19 protein-coding genes are annotated in these 15214 nt (G+C 60.5%); 16 read left to right on the top strand and 3 right to left on the bottom strand.

Annotated elements, in window-relative coordinates; genetic code table 11:
- Window positions 1–77: 77 nt before the first annotated feature.
- On the top strand, window positions 78–596 hold the full coding sequence (locus B150_RS0103220; protein WP_020398445.1) for an Mpo1 family 2-hydroxy fatty acid dioxygenase: 519 nt from the start codon (window positions 78–80) through the stop codon (window positions 594–596).
- Here B150_RS0103220 and B150_RS0103215 read toward each other — a convergent pair.
- Window positions 593–2050: a phospholipase D-like domain-containing protein gene (locus tag B150_RS0103215; RefSeq protein WP_020398444.1), complete on the bottom strand. Its 1458-nt coding sequence runs from the start codon at window positions 2048–2050 to the stop codon at window positions 593–595. The two genes, B150_RS0103220 and B150_RS0103215, sit on opposite strands and share 4 nt — an antisense overlap.
- Window positions 2051–2278: 228 nt before the next feature.
- Here B150_RS0103215 and ccmA point away from each other — a divergent pair, with 228 nt between their 5' ends.
- From ccmA to B150_RS0103160, 11 genes are all read left to right on the top strand, one after another.
- Window positions 2279–2962, top strand: a complete 684-nt coding sequence (gene ccmA / locus B150_RS0103210) for a heme ABC exporter ATP-binding protein CcmA (RefSeq protein ID WP_020398443.1) — start codon at window positions 2279–2281, stop codon at window positions 2960–2962.
- Entirely contained in the window at window positions 2959–3645 is a 687-nt protein-coding gene (gene ccmB, locus B150_RS0103205; RefSeq protein WP_020398442.1) for a heme exporter protein CcmB, read from the top strand. The genes ccmA and ccmB overlap by 4 nt, the downstream gene beginning before the upstream one ends.
- Before the next feature lie 109 nt (window positions 3646–3754).
- Window positions 3755–4474, top strand: coding sequence for a heme ABC transporter permease (locus B150_RS0103200; protein WP_020398441.1), 720 nt, complete (start codon window positions 3755–3757; stop codon window positions 4472–4474).
- Entirely contained in the window at window positions 4475–4639 is a 165-nt protein-coding gene (gene ccmD, locus B150_RS22815; protein WP_020398440.1) for a heme exporter protein CcmD, read from the top strand. It abuts the gene before it with no gap.
- Window positions 4640–5128, top strand: a complete 489-nt coding sequence (ccmE, locus tag B150_RS0103190; protein WP_020398439.1) for a cytochrome c maturation protein CcmE — start codon at window positions 4640–4642, stop codon at window positions 5126–5128.
- Complete coding sequence (locus B150_RS0103185) at window positions 5128–7089, top strand: heme lyase CcmF/NrfE family subunit (protein ID WP_020398438.1); 1962 nt, start codon at window positions 5128–5130, stop codon at window positions 7087–7089. Before ccmE ends, B150_RS0103185 begins: the two co-directional genes overlap by 1 nt.
- A gap of 3 nt (window positions 7090–7092) precedes the next feature.
- On the top strand, window positions 7093–7623 hold the full coding sequence (locus B150_RS0103180; RefSeq protein ID WP_020398437.1) for a DsbE family thiol:disulfide interchange protein: 531 nt from the start codon (window positions 7093–7095) through the stop codon (window positions 7621–7623).
- Window positions 7620–8081 (top strand): cytochrome c-type biogenesis protein, encoded by a 462-nt coding sequence (locus B150_RS0103175; RefSeq protein ID WP_020398436.1) that lies wholly within the window; start codon window positions 7620–7622, stop codon window positions 8079–8081. The genes B150_RS0103180 and B150_RS0103175 overlap by 4 nt, the downstream gene beginning before the upstream one ends.
- Complete coding sequence (gene ccmI, locus B150_RS0103170) at window positions 8078–9169, top strand: c-type cytochrome biogenesis protein CcmI (RefSeq protein ID WP_020398435.1); 1092 nt, start codon at window positions 8078–8080, stop codon at window positions 9167–9169. Before B150_RS0103175 ends, ccmI begins: the two co-directional genes overlap by 4 nt.
- 131 nt (window positions 9170–9300) lie before the next feature.
- Complete coding sequence (locus B150_RS0103165; protein ID WP_020398434.1) at window positions 9301–9660, top strand: hypothetical protein; 360 nt, start codon at window positions 9301–9303, stop codon at window positions 9658–9660.
- A 51-nt stretch (window positions 9661–9711) separates the two neighbouring features.
- A complete protein-coding gene (locus B150_RS0103160) occupies window positions 9712–10245 on the top strand; it encodes an NUDIX hydrolase (protein WP_020398433.1) in 534 nt (177 codons plus the stop codon).
- Here the strand turns inward: B150_RS0103160 and B150_RS0103155 are convergent.
- Window positions 10242–10820: a septation protein A gene (locus B150_RS0103155; protein ID WP_020398432.1), complete on the bottom strand. Its 579-nt coding sequence runs from the start codon at window positions 10818–10820 to the stop codon at window positions 10242–10244. The two genes, B150_RS0103160 and B150_RS0103155, sit on opposite strands and share 4 nt — an antisense overlap.
- A gap of 113 nt (window positions 10821–10933) precedes the next feature.
- On the opposite strand from B150_RS0103155, the gene B150_RS0103150 reads away from it, so the two are divergent.
- Genes B150_RS0103150 through B150_RS0103135 form a run of 4 tightly spaced genes read left to right on the top strand, consistent with a single transcriptional unit; the run spans window position 10934 to window position 14275 of the window.
- Window positions 10934–12259, top strand: a complete 1326-nt coding sequence (locus B150_RS0103150) for an MFS transporter (protein ID WP_020398431.1) — start codon at window positions 10934–10936, stop codon at window positions 12257–12259.
- Between the two features lie 7 nt (window positions 12260–12266).
- Window positions 12267–12839, top strand: a complete 573-nt coding sequence (locus tag B150_RS0103145) for an RNA methyltransferase (RefSeq protein WP_020398430.1) — start codon at window positions 12267–12269, stop codon at window positions 12837–12839.
- Between the two features lie 57 nt (window positions 12840–12896).
- Window positions 12897–13421 carry an invasion associated locus B family protein gene (locus B150_RS0103140; RefSeq protein WP_026168176.1) on the top strand — a complete coding sequence of 175 codons (525 nt, stop codon included), beginning with the start codon at window positions 12897–12899 and terminating at the stop codon, window positions 13419–13421.
- Window positions 13422–13444: 23 nt separating this feature from the next.
- A complete protein-coding gene (locus B150_RS0103135; RefSeq protein ID WP_020398428.1) occupies window positions 13445–14275 on the top strand; it encodes an MBL fold metallo-hydrolase in 831 nt (276 codons plus the stop codon).
- On the opposite strand, the gene B150_RS0103130 is transcribed toward B150_RS0103135, so the two are convergent.
- Complete coding sequence (locus B150_RS0103130) at window positions 14265–15026, bottom strand: carbon-nitrogen hydrolase family protein (RefSeq protein ID WP_020398427.1); 762 nt, start codon at window positions 15024–15026, stop codon at window positions 14265–14267. The two genes, B150_RS0103135 and B150_RS0103130, sit on opposite strands and share 11 nt — an antisense overlap.
- Between the last annotated feature and the right edge of the window lie 188 nt (window positions 15027–15214).

The raw sequence follows: 15214 nt of genomic DNA, 5'->3' as shown, positions 1-15214 counted from the left end.
CCTGCATTCGCTTGACCAGCTGGACCCATCAGTCCATTTTATGCGGCAGGGGAATAACACCATTGGGGAGACACGGGATGAAAAACTGGTTTTATGAGCAGATGGCCATGTATTCGGCCTATCACCGCGACGGTCGCAACCAGGCCACGCACCATGTGGGCGTGCCGATGATTGTCTTCTCCGTGCTGGTGATCACCTCAACCATCCCGCTTGTAACGACAGTAGAGGGCCCCATCACCGTGGGTGCGGCGCTGATGGCACTTCTTGTGCTATTTTACATCATCGCCGCGCCGCTTGTCGGCACCATCGCAGCACTTCTTTATGGTGCGCTCAGCTTTGGCGCCGCACAAATTGCCGCGATGGGAGAGGGTATCCCGATGAAGGTGTTCCTCACGCTTTTCATCGTCGGTTGGGCCATCCAGTTCTGGGGCCACAAATATGAAGGCCGCAAACCCGCGCTTTTTGACAATCTGCTGCAGATTTTCATGGCGCCTTCGTTCCTGATTGCCGAAATCCTCTTCTCGCTCGGGTTAGAAGAAGGCCTGCAGGCCGAGATTAAATCCCGTATGGGCAAATACCTGCCGAAAGAGGGCTAGAGGTAAGGGCTCGCCAGCCAGAGCACGCGGCCGAAGGCACGTTGCAGGCGCGGGCGGGTGCGGAAATCTTCGCGGGTCATCTCGGTTGCGGCCTCGAAGCGGGGGTGTACCCAGTCTGACATCGCAGTCGCAAAGCCGCGATCATAGGATTCCACGTTGAATTCGAAATTGAGCTTCAGTGAACGTGCGTCCCAGTTCGAGGAGCCGAAGAACACCCAGTCATCATCGACAATCATCAGCTTGGTATGGTCAAAGGGTGGGGCTGAGAGAAACAGCCGACAGCCCGCATCCACCAGTTGCCGCGCGCCGGAAAGTGCGGTCAGCATGAATAGCGGCAGGTTGTTTTTGGCCGGCACCAGGATATCCACCTCCACACCCCTCAGCGCCGCCTGTTTGAGCGCGGTCACCAGCGCCTGTTCGGGCAGGAAATAGGGGGTGATCACCTGCACCCTTTTGCGTGCACTCGCAAGCGCACTTTCCATGATCATGGCCGAGCGTTGGCGCGGCTCGTCCGGCCCGTCGGGTACCGCGCGGGCGGGAATGCCGGCGCCAGTGGGCGAGACGCGCGGCAGCCATTTTTCTTCCGGCAGTTCTTCGCGTGTCGAGAAAGCCCAGTCGTCCGCAAAGGCTTCCATCATCTGGCTGACGATTGGGCCTTCAAGGCTGAAATGGGTGTCACGCACGCGCTGGGTGCCGTCCTCATTCTCAAGATGATGTTTGCGGATGTTCATGCCGCCCGCGAAGCCCTTGAGGCCATCGACAATCAGCAGTTTGCGGTGGGTGCGCAGGTTAAAAAACGCAAGACGCCACGACAGCCGCGCCGGGTTGAAGGTGGCGACCGGGATGTTGCGGCGGCGCAAGAGGTTCGACACGGGTTTGAGGCCATAAAGGTTGCCCACAGCGTCGACGAGCACACGTACCTCGACACCGCGCTCATGGGCACGGGCAAGGGCGCTGACGAACTTGCGGCCCGCCTGGTCGGCCTGAAAAATATAGGTGGTGAGCGCGATGGTATGTTCGGCCTTCTCGATGGCGTCGAGCATGGCGTCATAGGCTGCGCGGCCCCCCCCAAGCGGGGTGATCTTGTTGCCAAGCGTGAGCGGCAGCCCGGTCACGCGGCCCGCGAGGCGGCTGTGCGCATGCCAGCGGTTGGCGGCGTCGGGCATGGCGTCATAGAGCGTGGGGCCATCAGGGTCGGTGGCGAGGTCGCGGCGCGCGGGGCGGCCGCGGCGCATACGCGCGCGTTTCGCCTGCCGCTCGATGCGGTTGATGCCAAAGAGCAGATAGAAGATCAGGCCAAATACGGGCGCAAGCCACACAAGGCCGATCCAGCCCACGGCGGCGCGTACATCGTCCTTGTGCCGGAGGATGTGCGCGCTGGCGAGCATCTGGAGCACGAGGATCGCACCGGCGACCAGAAGGCCGCCCTGCCATATATTCGCATATTGATCCATAAGCCCCCATCAGCCTGCGCAGCCGGGATGCGCGTTGTCCCTTAATGATCATATAGGCATGTTTGCCCGCAAGTGAAGCTGCCATGCGCTTGTGGGCACATTATGGCGGCGCGCTGGCGTGCGACGCCGTGCCGCCCTGCGCTCCGCCGGTTTTGCTTGAGCGCGGCGATGCGAGCCGCTAGCTTAAGCCCAAGTTTTGCAACCCTTTATCCGGAAATCCGCCCGCTTATGACGGCCGACCATATACCGCGCTATAATGCACCGGCCCTTGTGGCCGATGGCCTCGCCACCACGCGGGGCGGCAGGCGGGTATTTGAGGGGCTGTCGTTTACCGTATCGAGCGGTGAGCTTCTTTACCTGCGCGGGCCGAACGGCAGCGGCAAGTCCACGCTCTTGCGGCTGATTGCGGGTTACGGCAAGGCCCATGCGGGCAGCCTGATGTTTGGCGACAGCGACTGGACGGAAGCGAGCCCCGCCTTTGATGGTGCGATGATCTATGCGGGGCATGAAAACGCGCTCAAACCGGTGTTGACCCTGCGGGAGAATGCAGCGGCCTACACGGGTGTGATGACCGGCCAAGCGCCAGATGATGCGCGGCTTATGGCGGGCGCGGCGCTTTTTGGCCTCACCACGCTTCTGGACCGCCCGGCGCGTTTCTTCTCCAGCGGGCAAAAACACCGCGCCAACCTGTTGCGCTTCACGCTTCTTGACCGCCCGCTCTGGCTCATGGACGAACCCACCGTGGGGCTTGATGCCGCCAACCGGGATGTGCTTGCGGACCTGATGAAGCGCCACCTGAAGGCAGGCGGCATGATCATCGCCGCGACCCATGACCCCATCGGGGTGGAAGGGCGAGAACTTGCGCTGGACGACTTTTCACCAAAAGTGGTGATTGACGAGGACTGGCTATGAGCGGCGGCGTCAATACCTCAGCCATCTTCCGCGCTATTTTCATGCGCGATGTTCGCCTTGCATGGTCGCAGGGTGGCACAGGCACCATGGCGCTCAGTTTCTTTCTCATTGCCGTCACGCTTTTTCCCTTCGGCGTCGGGCCGGAGCCGCAAACGCTGGCGCGTATCGCGGCGGGTGTCATCTGGGTGGTGGCGCTGCTTGCGTGTCTCCTCTCGCTCGACCGGCTTTATCAGGCCGACTATGAGGACGGCAGCCTTGATGACCTCGCGCTGTCGCCGCTGGGCTTGACCGGTGTGGCCGCGGCCAAAATCCTCGCGCACTGGGTCGCGACCATCCTGCCGCTTGTGGCGCTGTCGCCCATCCTCGGCATGCTGATGAACCTGGACGCGGGCGCATACGGCATGCTTGTGCTCTCGCTTCTTGTTGGCACACCAGCGCTCAGCCTTATTGGCAGCGTCGGTGCGGCGCTCACGGTCTCTGTCCGGCGGGGCGGTGTGCTGATGTCGCTGCTGGTGCTGCCACTTTATGTGCCGACCCTCATTTTTGGTGTGGGGGCGATTGATGCCGCCGCTGGCATGACAGACCCGCTGCCGCACCTCGCCTTCCTCGGCGCTGTCACCCTTGTGGCGCTTGTGATCGGCCCCATAGCGAGTGCTGCCGCGCTCAAGCTGTCGCTGGAGTAATGGCATGCGCATTTCCCGCACATATTTCGCACAGCTCTTGCGCACATGGGCGCGCGTGAGGCATCACGTCGCACTTGCCCGCCTGCGCGCTTCGGGATAGGAAATGCCCATGCACAGATTCGCCAATCCCGCTGAATTCAACCGCCTGGCAGACGCCATTCTGCCGTGGGCGAAAATTATCATGGCGGCGGCGTTTGCCTATGGCCTCTATCTGGCGCTTTTCACCAGCCCGCCTGACTATCAGCAGGGCGAAAGTGTACGCATCATGTATGTGCATGTACCGGCGGCCTGGATGTCCATGTTCACCTATATGGTGGTGGCAGCCGCCTCCTTCACCGCGCTTGTATGGCGGCATCCGGTTGCGCTGCTTGCGGGCAAGGCAGCGGCGCCGATTGGCGCGACCTTCACTGCGCTTGCGCTTATCACCGGCATGCTGTGGGGCAAGCCGATGTGGGGCACATACTGGGTGTGGGACGGTCGGCTGACCTCCGTTCTGGTGCTGTTTTTCCTCTACCTCGGCTATATGGCGCTGTGGCGCGGGCTGGATGAAGAGGACAAGGCGGGCCGTGCAGCTTCTATCCTCGCGCTTGTGGGTGTGGTGAATATCCCGATCATAAAATTCTCGGTCGACTGGTGGAACACGCTCCATCAACCATCCAGCGTCATGCGCATGGACGGGCCAACCATGCCCGCTGAAATGCTATGGCCGCTCCTGACCGTGGCGCTCGCGTTCAAGGCCTATTTCATTGTGGTGTTCCTTTACCGCATGAAACTTGAGATCAACTTGCGTAAACTGACCGTACTGAGCAGCATTGAGGCCCGTGGATAGATGACCGAATTCCTTCATATGGGCGGCTACGCCACCTTTGTCTGGACCGCATATGGTCTGACGGCGGCGGCGCTCATTGTGCTCGCGCTCAGCAGTATCCGCGGCGCGCAAAAGACACGCGAGCGCGTTGAAGCCCTGCGTCCGCGCAGGCGGAAAGGCGAATAGATGGCTGGCCTCAAGACACGCAAAAAACAGCGCCTCGTGGTTGCGTCCGTGGCCGTGGCCGCGGTAGCGGGCGCCATTCTCCTTGTGCTGTTTGCGCTGGGCGGCGATAGCCTCAGCCTTTTCCTGCAGCCGAGCGCCGTGCACGCCAAGGAAATCGAAGTGGGCAAACGCTTCCGCCTTGGCGGCCTTGTGGCGCCCGGCTCATTTGTGAAGGCAGAAGACGGGCTGACCTACAATTTCACCATCACTGACTGTGCGGCTGATGTCCCCGTAAGCTTCAAGGGTATCCTGCCGGACCTGTTCCGGGAAGGCCAAGGCGTGGTGACCGAAGGGCGCCTGAACGCTGACGGTACCTTTGTGGCTGATACCGTGCTCGCCAAACATGACGAAAATTACGCACCGCCCGGCACGATGCCGAAAAATGCTGAAGCCTGCACGCACCCGGAAGGGCTTGATAGCGGCTACGGCAATAGCTCGGGTTCGCGCTGATGATTGCCGAGCTTGGCCATTTTGCGCTGATGATCGCGCTTGCCTTTGCGCTATTGGGTGCTGTGGTGCCGCATATTGGCATCGCACGCGGCAATGCCCGGCTGGTAGCGGTGGCGGACAATGCGGCCATCGGCCAGTTCGTTATGGTGTTCATCTCCTATGCGGCGCTGACCTATTCTTTCATCATTTCCGATTTCTCGGTGATGGCGGTTGCGTCCAACTCACATACGGCCAAGCCGCTCCTCTATAAAATTTCGGGTGTGTGGGGCAACCATGAGGGCAGCCTCATGCTCTGGGTGATGATGCTCACACTTTTTGCCTGCGCGGTTTCCTTGCGCGGCAAATACCTGCCCGCGCGGTTCCGTGCCCGCGTTCTCGCGGTCCAGAGCGCGCTTGCGCTTGGTTTCCTGCTGTTCATCCTGCTGACCTCGAACCCATACCTCAGGCTTGATCCGTCACCGGTTGAAGGCAACGGGCTTAACCCGCTGCTGCAGGACCCCGGCCTCGCCTTCCATCCGCCGATGCTGTACCTCGGTTATGTGGGACTATCGGTGGCGTTTTCCTTCGCAGTAGCTGCGCTTCTTGAAGGGCAGGTGACGCCGCTCTGGGCACGCTGGGTGCGGCCGTGGACCTTGGCGGCGTGGGTTTTCCTCACCGGTGGCCTCGCGCTTGGCTCCTGGTGGGCTTATTATGAGCTCGGCTGGGGTGGCTGGTGGTTCTGGGACCCTGTGGAGAACGCGGCCTTCATGCCGTGGCTCGCGGCAACGGCGCTGCTCCATAGCGCGATTGTGGTCGAGAAACGCGACGCGCTCAAAAGCTGGACCATCCTTCTGGCCATCGTTGCTTTCTCCTTCTCGCTGCTCGGCACCTTCCTTGTGCGCTCTGGCGTGCTTACAAGCGTGCATGCCTTCGCGGTTGACCCCGCACGCGGTATTTTCATCCTCGGCTTCCTCGCTGTCGTGGTCGGCGGGTCGCTCACGCTGTATGCCTGGCGCGCACCGAAGCTGACACCAGGCGGCGTGTTCGGGCTCGTCAGCCGTGAAAGCGCGCTGGTGCTTAATAATATTCTTCTCTCCACCTTCGCGGCGGTGGTGCTTGTGGGCACGCTCTATCCGCTCTTTGTGGAAGCGTTCAACGCGGGGCAACTGAGTGTCGGCCCGCCGTTTTTTGAATATGCCGCTGCTGTGCTGATGAGCCCGCTTATCGTCGCCCTCGGCTTTGGCCCATTACTCGCATGGAAGCGGGGGCGAATTGGCCGGGCGGCGCAAATCCTGCTGCCCGCGCTTGGTGTGGCGCTTGTGGCTGCGATCACCATCTATTGGCAGTCCATCGGCGGTGCGGTGATGACCGCATTCGGCCTTGGCCTCGCCACATGGCTGACGGTCAGCGTGTTTCTTGAAATTGCCGAACGCATCCAGCTTTTCAAAAAGCCTGAAGGCGCGCTTTCCCGCCTGCGCGGCCTGCCGCGCGCGAGTTGGGGCATGAGCTTCGCGCATTTGGGCCTTGCCGTCATCCTGTTCGGGATCACCATTTCTGAAGCCTGGACCGAGGAAGATCTTGTGGTCATGGCCGCAGGCGACACGGAGGAAGTGGGCGGTTACAGCTTCACTTTCCGGGGCGTGGCGCCTGTGGCCGGGCCGAACTTCACCGCAGTGCGCGGCTTTTTTGACGTGGCGCGTGGCGGTAAGACCCTCACGACCCTGATGCCGGAAGACCGGCTTTATACCGACCCGGTGATGAATACGACCGAGGCGTCCATTTACCCGCTGGTGCGCGGCGACCTTTATGCCGTGATCGGTGAGGCCGCGGGCGCGGGGCGCTGGTCTGTCCGGCTCTATTTCAAGCCGTTTATATCCGGCCTTTGGATCGGCTCCCTGATGATGATGGTAGGCGGCCTTCTGTCGCTCAGTGACCGGCGGCTGCGAATCGGCGCCCCCAAAGCCAAACGGGCGGAGGGCTAAGCCATGCAACGTTTCCTGCCGCTGATTATTGTCGTCGCGCTTTTTGCCATCTTCCTCCAGATGATGACGGACGGTGACCGCAACCCGAATGAGATCAAAAGCGTGATGGTCGGCAAGCCTGTGCCCACTTTCACCTTGCCAGCTGTCGTGGACGGTGAGGGTGAACTTAGCGATGATTTCCTGAAGTCCGGCCGGCCGATGCTGGTGAACTTCTTCGCCAGCTGGTGTGTGCCTTGCCGCGCCGAACATGAGAATCTGATGAAGCTCGCGAACGAGCACGGCATCACCATTGTGGGCATTGCCTACAAAGACCGCCATGCTGATGCGCTTGCTTTCCTTGATGAGCTTGGCAACCCCTTCCGCCGCACGGCGCTTGACCGGGATGGCCGCCTTGCCATCGACTTTGGTGTGACCGGTGTGCCCGAAACCTTCGTGATTGATGGCAATGGCATGATCACCTACCGCCACTGGGGCCCCATTGTAGGCGACGGGCTTGAGGCCAAGCTTTTGCCAGCTTATGAGGCCGCGCAATGAGCCGCCTTTTCACAGCGCTGATCGCCTGCCTCTTGCTCACCGGCGTGGCCTTTGCCGTCGCGGTTGATGAAAAACCGCTTGAGGATCCGGTGAAGGAAGCCATGGCGCGGGAGCTGATGAAAGATATCCGCTGCCTTGTGTGCCAGAACCAATCGATCGAGGATTCGAATGCCGATCTCGCGCGTGACCTCCGGCAGATTGTGCGGGAGCGTATCGCCATGGGCGACAGCCCGGAGAATGTGCGCGCCTACCTTGTCGACCGCTATGGTGACTGGGTGCTTCTGGAGCCGCCGGTAAAGCCGCAAACCTATTTCCTGTGGGCCTCGCCCTTCCTGTTTCTGGCACTCGTGGCGGTCGCAGTCGCGCGCCGCCGCAAAGCCGCGCCGCCCGCGCCCCTGAGCGCTGACGAGGAAGCAGAGCTCGCGCGCATCATGAAAGAGAAAGGCGAGGACAAATGATCTGGCTTTTCCTTATCCTCATGCTCGTAAGTGCTGCGCTGATCCTGCTGCGCGGGGAACGCAGAACAGCGGCAGGACTTGACCCGGTCGCACACTATAAAGCGCAGCTTCAGGAGCTTGAGGCCGACCGCGCCCGCGGGGCGATTGACGACACATCCGCCGCTGCCGCCAAGGTGGAGATCGAACGCCGCATCCTCAAGGCCGCCCGCGCGGATAGTGACAGCACGCTGAAGGCTGGTGCGCGCAGCACGGTGATACCGCTTCTTGCCGTGCTTATCGGACTGCCAGCCACCTTTTATGCGCTTGCCGGCAGCCCAGACCTGCCCGCCAAGCCCGGTTTTATTGCCGAGGGGCGGCATATGCAGGTGGAAGAAGGTGGTCCGACGTTCGATGAGGCGATGGAGGCCATTCGCGCGCACCTGAAAGACAGCCCGGACGACAAGAAGGGTTGGGAAGTGCTGGCGAAAACGGCGCGCGCAGTGCGCGACTATTCGGTTGCCGCCAACGCGTTTGACCGGCTCGCGGAACTGGAGCCTGAGGATGTAAAGTGGCGCGTGCAGCAGTTTGAGGCCATGCTGGCCATGGCGGGCGGGCAGGTGACCCCGGCCTCGCGTCTTGTGCTCGCACGTGTGCTGAACGAGGAACCGGGCCACCCGGCGGCGCAATATTATCTTGGCCTCGCGTATGAGCAGATGGGCCAGCCAGACAAGGCCCGCGCCACATGGACAGCACTTGCCGATCGCTCGGCGCCCGATGCGCCGTGGATGGGCCCGCTCCGCGAAAAACTGGCGGGGCTTGGCGTGAACCCGCCCAAATTGAGCGCGGATGAGATGGCTGCGGTCAATTCCATGAGCGTGGAAGACCGCGAAGCCTTCATCGCCAGCATGATCGAGCGGCTTGCCACCCGGCTTGAAGAAAACCCGGATGATGCGGAGGGCTGGATGATGCTGGCGCGTTCACAAGCGTCGCTCGGGAATCGGGAGGCGGCGATTGCGGCACTTGAGCGTGGGATCAGTCTGATGGATCCCAGCAAGGCTGCGCCGCTGCAGGCCATGCTTGACAATCTGCGGGCAAGACCCAATCTTTAACACTCTGGTGACGATTTGCGTTTAGCATGTCACCACGATTCTGATCGTGGCCAGCGAAGAACTCTGCGGCCTTCAAGCGCAAAAAATTGCCCCAATCTGTTGTCAGTATTTTTGTGTAGTGATCGAAAACCATGGTTGAAATCAATTCAGGTAATTCTGGCCTTGGGGCCCAGTTGCAGGCTCAGCTTCAGGCAGGCAACAGCAAACGCGCCGCGCGTTCGGGCGTGGACCTGACGCCGCGCGCAACAGATGTTATCCGCGATCAGCTCAAGGGACGGCAGGGCATCCGCTCAGAAGCGGACCGGCAGGCACCAGCCCAGCGCTCCAGCCGCTCGGACGAGCTTTCGTCCTCCCGCGAACTGCAGGTGGCATCTGAGAAAGTGGCATCGCTGAATGCCAACAACCGGGAAGCGCCAGTGGGCCGCTTGTCCACGCAAGCGGGTGTGCAGCGTGACATCCCCCTCGGCCAGATTGTCGACATCCGCGTCTAGCCCCGCATTTTAGCGCTGGACCACACGCGGCCATGGCTTATCTTACTCCCTATGGTAAACGGTCCCGGCATCCCAGACACATTCAAACGGCAAGTCCCCGAGGGCGACGACCGCGAACGGCTGGTGTGCAGCGACTGCGGTTTCATCAATTATGAAAACCCGCGGGTGATTGCGGGCTCTGTCGTCGAACACGAAGGCAAGATCCTCCTGTGTCGCCGCGCCATTTTCCCGCAAAAAGGCCGCTGGACCATCCCTGCTGGTTTCCTCGAACTGGGCGAGGCCCCGCATGAAGGCGCGGCGCGTGAAGCCTATGAGGAGGCGACGGCGAATATCGAGATTATCGATCTGCTCGCGGTCTACTCTGTCCGGCATATTTCACAGGTGCATATGATGTACCGCGCGCGCCTCAGGTCGCCCGACATCGCGCCGGGCATTGAGAGCTTGGAGGTGGGGTTGTTCGCCTGGGATGACATCCCGTGGGATGAGCTCGCCTTCCCCAGTGTGCACTGGGTGCTGGGGCACTACCGTGAAGTGCAGGGCAAAACAGGCTTTGCCCCCTTCACCAACCCGGATGAGCGCTACTAGGCTTTCCCGCCGTCCTCGTCTTCGTCGGGCATATATTTCATCAGCATCGGCATCTGCGCGAGGATGAAAACAAAGGTCGCGCCCATATAGCCGAAGGTCTTGAAGTTGACCCAGAAGTCGTCCGACTGCGTGCGCCAGATCAGCTCGTTGAGCACGGCCATGACAGTGAGGAAAATCACATAGTTGCGCGTGAGCTTGCGCCAGCCGTCGTCGTCCATCTCGAACGCCAGTTCCATCACCATCTTGATATAAAGCCGCCCGGTCAGAAGCCCGCCCAGAAGCACAACAGCAAAAAGCGTGTTGATCACCGTCAGCTTCATTTTCACGAAGGTTTCGTCCTGCAGGTAAAGCGTCAAGCCGCCCATCACCATGACGATGACAAAGGTCACCTTCAGCATTGGCGCAATCTGGCCCGTCAGCACGCGGGAGGCGATCATCGCCACCACGCTGGCCACCATGAAGGCACCGGTCGCGACAAACATGTCACCCAGCTTGAAGCTCAGGAAAAAGACAAGGAGCGGACCAAAGTCGATGGCGAGCTTTACCCAGGGCGATGTTGCTTTTTTATCAGCCATTGTGATCACAAAACCTTTACTGGCGGGGCTCTGCGCCTATCGACACTTGCCGCACGGCACCTGCCGTGGCTAGATGGCTGCCCTCGCCGGACTTTATTCAACGGACCCCTGTTATGCTGCAGCTTCTGAAAGATCGCAACTTTCTCCTGTACTGGCTTGGCCAGTTTATTTCCGTTATCGGCGACCATGTTACCGTGCTTGCTTTCCCTTGGCTTGTTCTACAGCTTACGGGCAGCGAGCTTTTGATGGGCCTTGTGTTCGCGGCGCAAGGCTTGCCGCGTGCGGTGCTTATGCTGTGGGGCGGTGCGCTGGTGGACCGTACGGACCCGCGCCGGGTCATGCTCTGGACCAATATCCTCCGCCTCGCCTTTGTGATGGTGCTCTCATATCTCCTCTATATCGACCATGTGACCATTGAGCTGGTGTTCATCGTCGCCATCGCCTTTGGCCTGGCCGATGCCTTCTTTTATCCGGCCACCACCTCGATTGTGCCGAGCCTCGTGAAAAAAGACGACCTGCAGGCGGGCAACTCGCTGGTACAGACCACTATGTGGCTTGGTGTGATTATTGGTCCCGTGATCGCGGGCATCGTGATCGCGGGGGAGGCGTCAACCATGAGCCATGCTCCTGCAGACGCGGGCGGCAACTATCAGGAAGACCGCATGGGCCTCGCGCGTGCGTTTTTCCTTGATGGCCTCACGTTCGCTTTCTCCTTCCTCACGCTTCTGTTTGTGCGCATCCGCGCTTATGAGAAAGACGAAGAGGATAGCGGCCAGTCCATGGCGTCTGCCATCTGGCAGGGTATCCACTGGGCGTGGTCGAACCCCACTGTGCGGCTCGGTTTCATTGGTATCGCCATCCTTGAGACCTTCTTTCAGGCGCCGATTTTCATTGGCCTGCCGGTGCTCGCTGACATGCGGTTCGAGGAAGGCGCTTATGTTTACGGCCTTGAGATCGCAGCCTACGGCACCGGTGCGCTATTGGGTGCGACCGCAGGCGGCTTCTTCAAATGGCCGAAGCCGGAGAGCGTGGTGCGGGTAATGTTCCTCATCTTCTCCTTCTCGGGCGCGACCATCGGGCTTATCGTGCTTTACCCGCCTTACTGGTGGGCGATGCTGGTGTTTTTCATCGCGGGCTGCGGCGACAGTTACATCTGGGTGCATTTCACCACCTACCTGCAGCGCGCCACGCCGGAAAAACTGCTCGGCCGGGTGATGAGCATCCTGATGTTCATGGCCGTGGGGCTGTTGCCGATCGCCAGTATCGCGGCGGGTTTTGCCTTCCAGTGGAACCTTGAACTGTCGCTCCTCATCGCGTCAGCCATCCTTGTCACCTCCTGCCTTTTGGCAGCGGCGCATCCTTATGCTAAAGCAAAGCCCGAAGAAATCCGTGCGGGTGATCAGGACGTGAGCACGCCAGCACAAAACGCGGGAGATTAGGCAGCCAATGCGAGGCTATTTTGGTATCGGGATCGACGGGGTCTCAAAAGAAGGCAACATGGGCAACCTGATCAGGACGGCCCATGCCTTCGGTGCGAGTTTTGCGTTTGCCGTGAACCCCAAGGTGGTGGCGCACACCGGCGCACAGGTAACGGCAGACTTCGCCGACACGAGCAAAACCCACACGCAGATCCCCTTTTATACCTATGATAGCCCCGAGGCTGTTGAGGTGCCGCACGGCTGCAAGCTAGTGGGGATCGAGATCACCGATGACGCGATAGACCTGCCAAGCTTTCGCCATCCGACGCAGGCGATCTATGTTCTTGGCTCTGAACGTAAAAGCCTGTCGGACGAGATGGTGGCACGCTGTGACCACATCATCAAAATCCCGACAAAGTTCAGCCTTAACGTGGCGACAGCCGGTGCTATAGTGATGTATGACCGTTTGCGGGTGTTGGGGCGTTATGCCGAACGGCCCGTCATGGCAGGGCAGGAGCCGATTGAGCGGCCCGCCCATGTGCATGGCGGTATGTTCAGCAGGCTGGCGCGCCGCGCCAAGCGTGAAGCGGATGAAAGTTAAGGTGCGGGCATGGCTCACACCGCTCGGGTCGATGGGACGACAGTAGAAGAGGGACGTATGCGATTTTCACTTCTCCTTGCAGGATTGATGGTTGGCTCGGCAGTGCTGAGCGCGGGCGCTGAAGCACAGGGTAAACCCAAGCTTCTGGGCAGTTACCGCGATTGGGACGCCATGGTAGGGACCATGCCGGACGGCAGCAAAACCTGCTATATGATCTCAACCCCCAAGCGCAGCACCGCGAACAAGAAGAACGTGAACCGCGGCCAGATTTACATGACCGTTACGCACCGGCCCAAATTTGGTGTGAAGGGTGAAGTGAACGCTGTTGTGGGTTATCCCATCCGCAGCGGCAGCGAAGCCAAAATCTCGGTCGATGGCCGGCACAATTTCAGCTTCTTCACCGAAGGCTCCGGCGCATGGGCTTATGATCCGAAAGACGACGCCGCTGCGGTGAGCGCAATGAAGGCAGGCTCGAACCTTGTGGTGAAAGCCTCATCGTCACGCGGTACCGACACGACGGACACCTATTCCCTTTCCGGCTTCACCGCCGCCTATAACGCCATCAGCAAAGCCTGCTACTAGGCCCGAGCGACAGGAGCGCGCGTATGAAAAGCCTTATTGCCACCCTCGCGCTCTCGCTCATCGGCGGTGCGGCAAATGCGCAGGATATCAAGCTCTGCCATATCGCGAATTCGGGCTTCATGGCCGAGGGGCGCAACAGTGCGGTGCTTTTTGATGCCGTGCGGTTGAAGGACACCTTCGACGGTGACTATGCCATGCCGCGCAAGAAGCTGACGGGCAAGATGATCAGCGGCGAAGCGCCGTTTGATAAGGTCACGGTCGCGCTCGTGAGCCACAACCACAATGACCATTTTGACCCCGTTGGCACGCTCCGCCACCTGCGCAAGAATAAGTCCGTGCGCTATGTCATGCCGCCTGAGGCGTTTGAAATGCTGAAGGCCGGGAAAGCGCGGCCCGAGGACCTCGCGCGGGTGAATGTGGTGCTGCCAAGCGAAGACGCAGGCCCCATCACGCAGCAGATCGGCGATGTGACCATTGAGGCTTACCGGGTAAGCCACGGTGAGGGCGGGCCGCAGAATATCGGTTACCGGGTCTCGCTTGACGGTGTGCGCATTTTCCACACCGGCGATATCGCGGCGGACAAGAAAAGCCTGCGCCGCGCCGGCCTTCGCCACACGGAGGTGGACATCATGCTGATGCCCTTCTGGTACGGCCTGAATAATGCGGAGCAAAGCGAAGCCGCCGCCTTCGCATGGCAAATCGACACCGTTGTTCCCATGCACTTTGCCCCTAAGGAAGAAAAGTGGATGAAGGAATATGGCGGCTTCGACATGCTGGTGAAACATGTGCACGACCAGTGGCCAAAAAGCCGGAAGGTTCTGGGCGAGATGAAGTGCGAGCGCTTTAGCTACTGAAGGCCTGAACTTTCCCTACCCAACCGTTCTCAGCCGTCTTTGTTGCCATAACGAGCGCCACTTCAGTGTCGTCCATGATGGCGACCTGGTGGCCGCTCTCATCCCAGATGGCGCTGCCGCCGGGTGGGATATAATCGCCGCTCTGGGTCGCGTAATTTGCCAGCATCACCGCCATGCCGTGCTCTCGCGCATACCCTTCCAGCATTTTGGCTTCGCGGGCGTAGCCGTTCGTTGAAATGAGCGCGCTGGCGGCATAAATCTCCGCGCCGCAGTCGGCGGCTTTGGCGGCGTGGCTTGCATGGTTGAGGTCGGCGCAAATGGCAAGGCCGATGCGTGCGCCTTTATGTTCAATCAGCCCCACCTTGTCATCGCCTTGGAAATAGGGTGCCTCGCTCTCGTGCACATGCACCTTATTGTAGGTGACCGGGGAAGCGCCGCCGAAGATGATGGAGCCGATATAGGGTTTGCCACTTACAGCCTTGAGCGGCATGCCCACCATCACCCGCATGTCGTGTTGGGCAGCAAGCGCCTGCAAGGGCGCGAAGGCGGCGTCATGCGCGGTGGTCTGCAGCGCGTCGGCCAAGTCCATCTCATACCCGGTGAGGGACAGTTCGGGGAAAACGAGGAAATCCACACCGGCTGCTGCGGCCGCTTCGGTCATACGCAAATGGCTGTCCAGATTCGCGTGAATATCGCCGCGCCGTGCGGAATATTGCGCGCTTGCGATGGTGTAACCGGTGGGCACGGGCATGGGGTGTTCCTCGCATCCTTGATTGTTTGCCGGAGCTTATGGTGCGGCCCTCGCGCCGTCAATCGGTGCGCTTTACTTTATAGCCCATGAGGCGTATAACGCGCGCCAACATTGAACCCGCGCGGTGGTGGAACGCCCCGTGCCTGAAACGCCCTGGCGTGAGTGCGCTCACAAAAGGCAGGAGTTAA

The sequence above is a fragment of the Kordiimonas gwangyangensis DSM 19435 = JCM 12864 genome (genome assembly GCF_000375545.1).
GTDB lineage: Bacteria > Pseudomonadota > Alphaproteobacteria > Sphingomonadales > Kordiimonadaceae > Kordiimonas > Kordiimonas gwangyangensis.
Note: the sequence above shows the minus strand (reverse complement) of the source record. Positions and strands in the feature narration are given on the sequence as shown.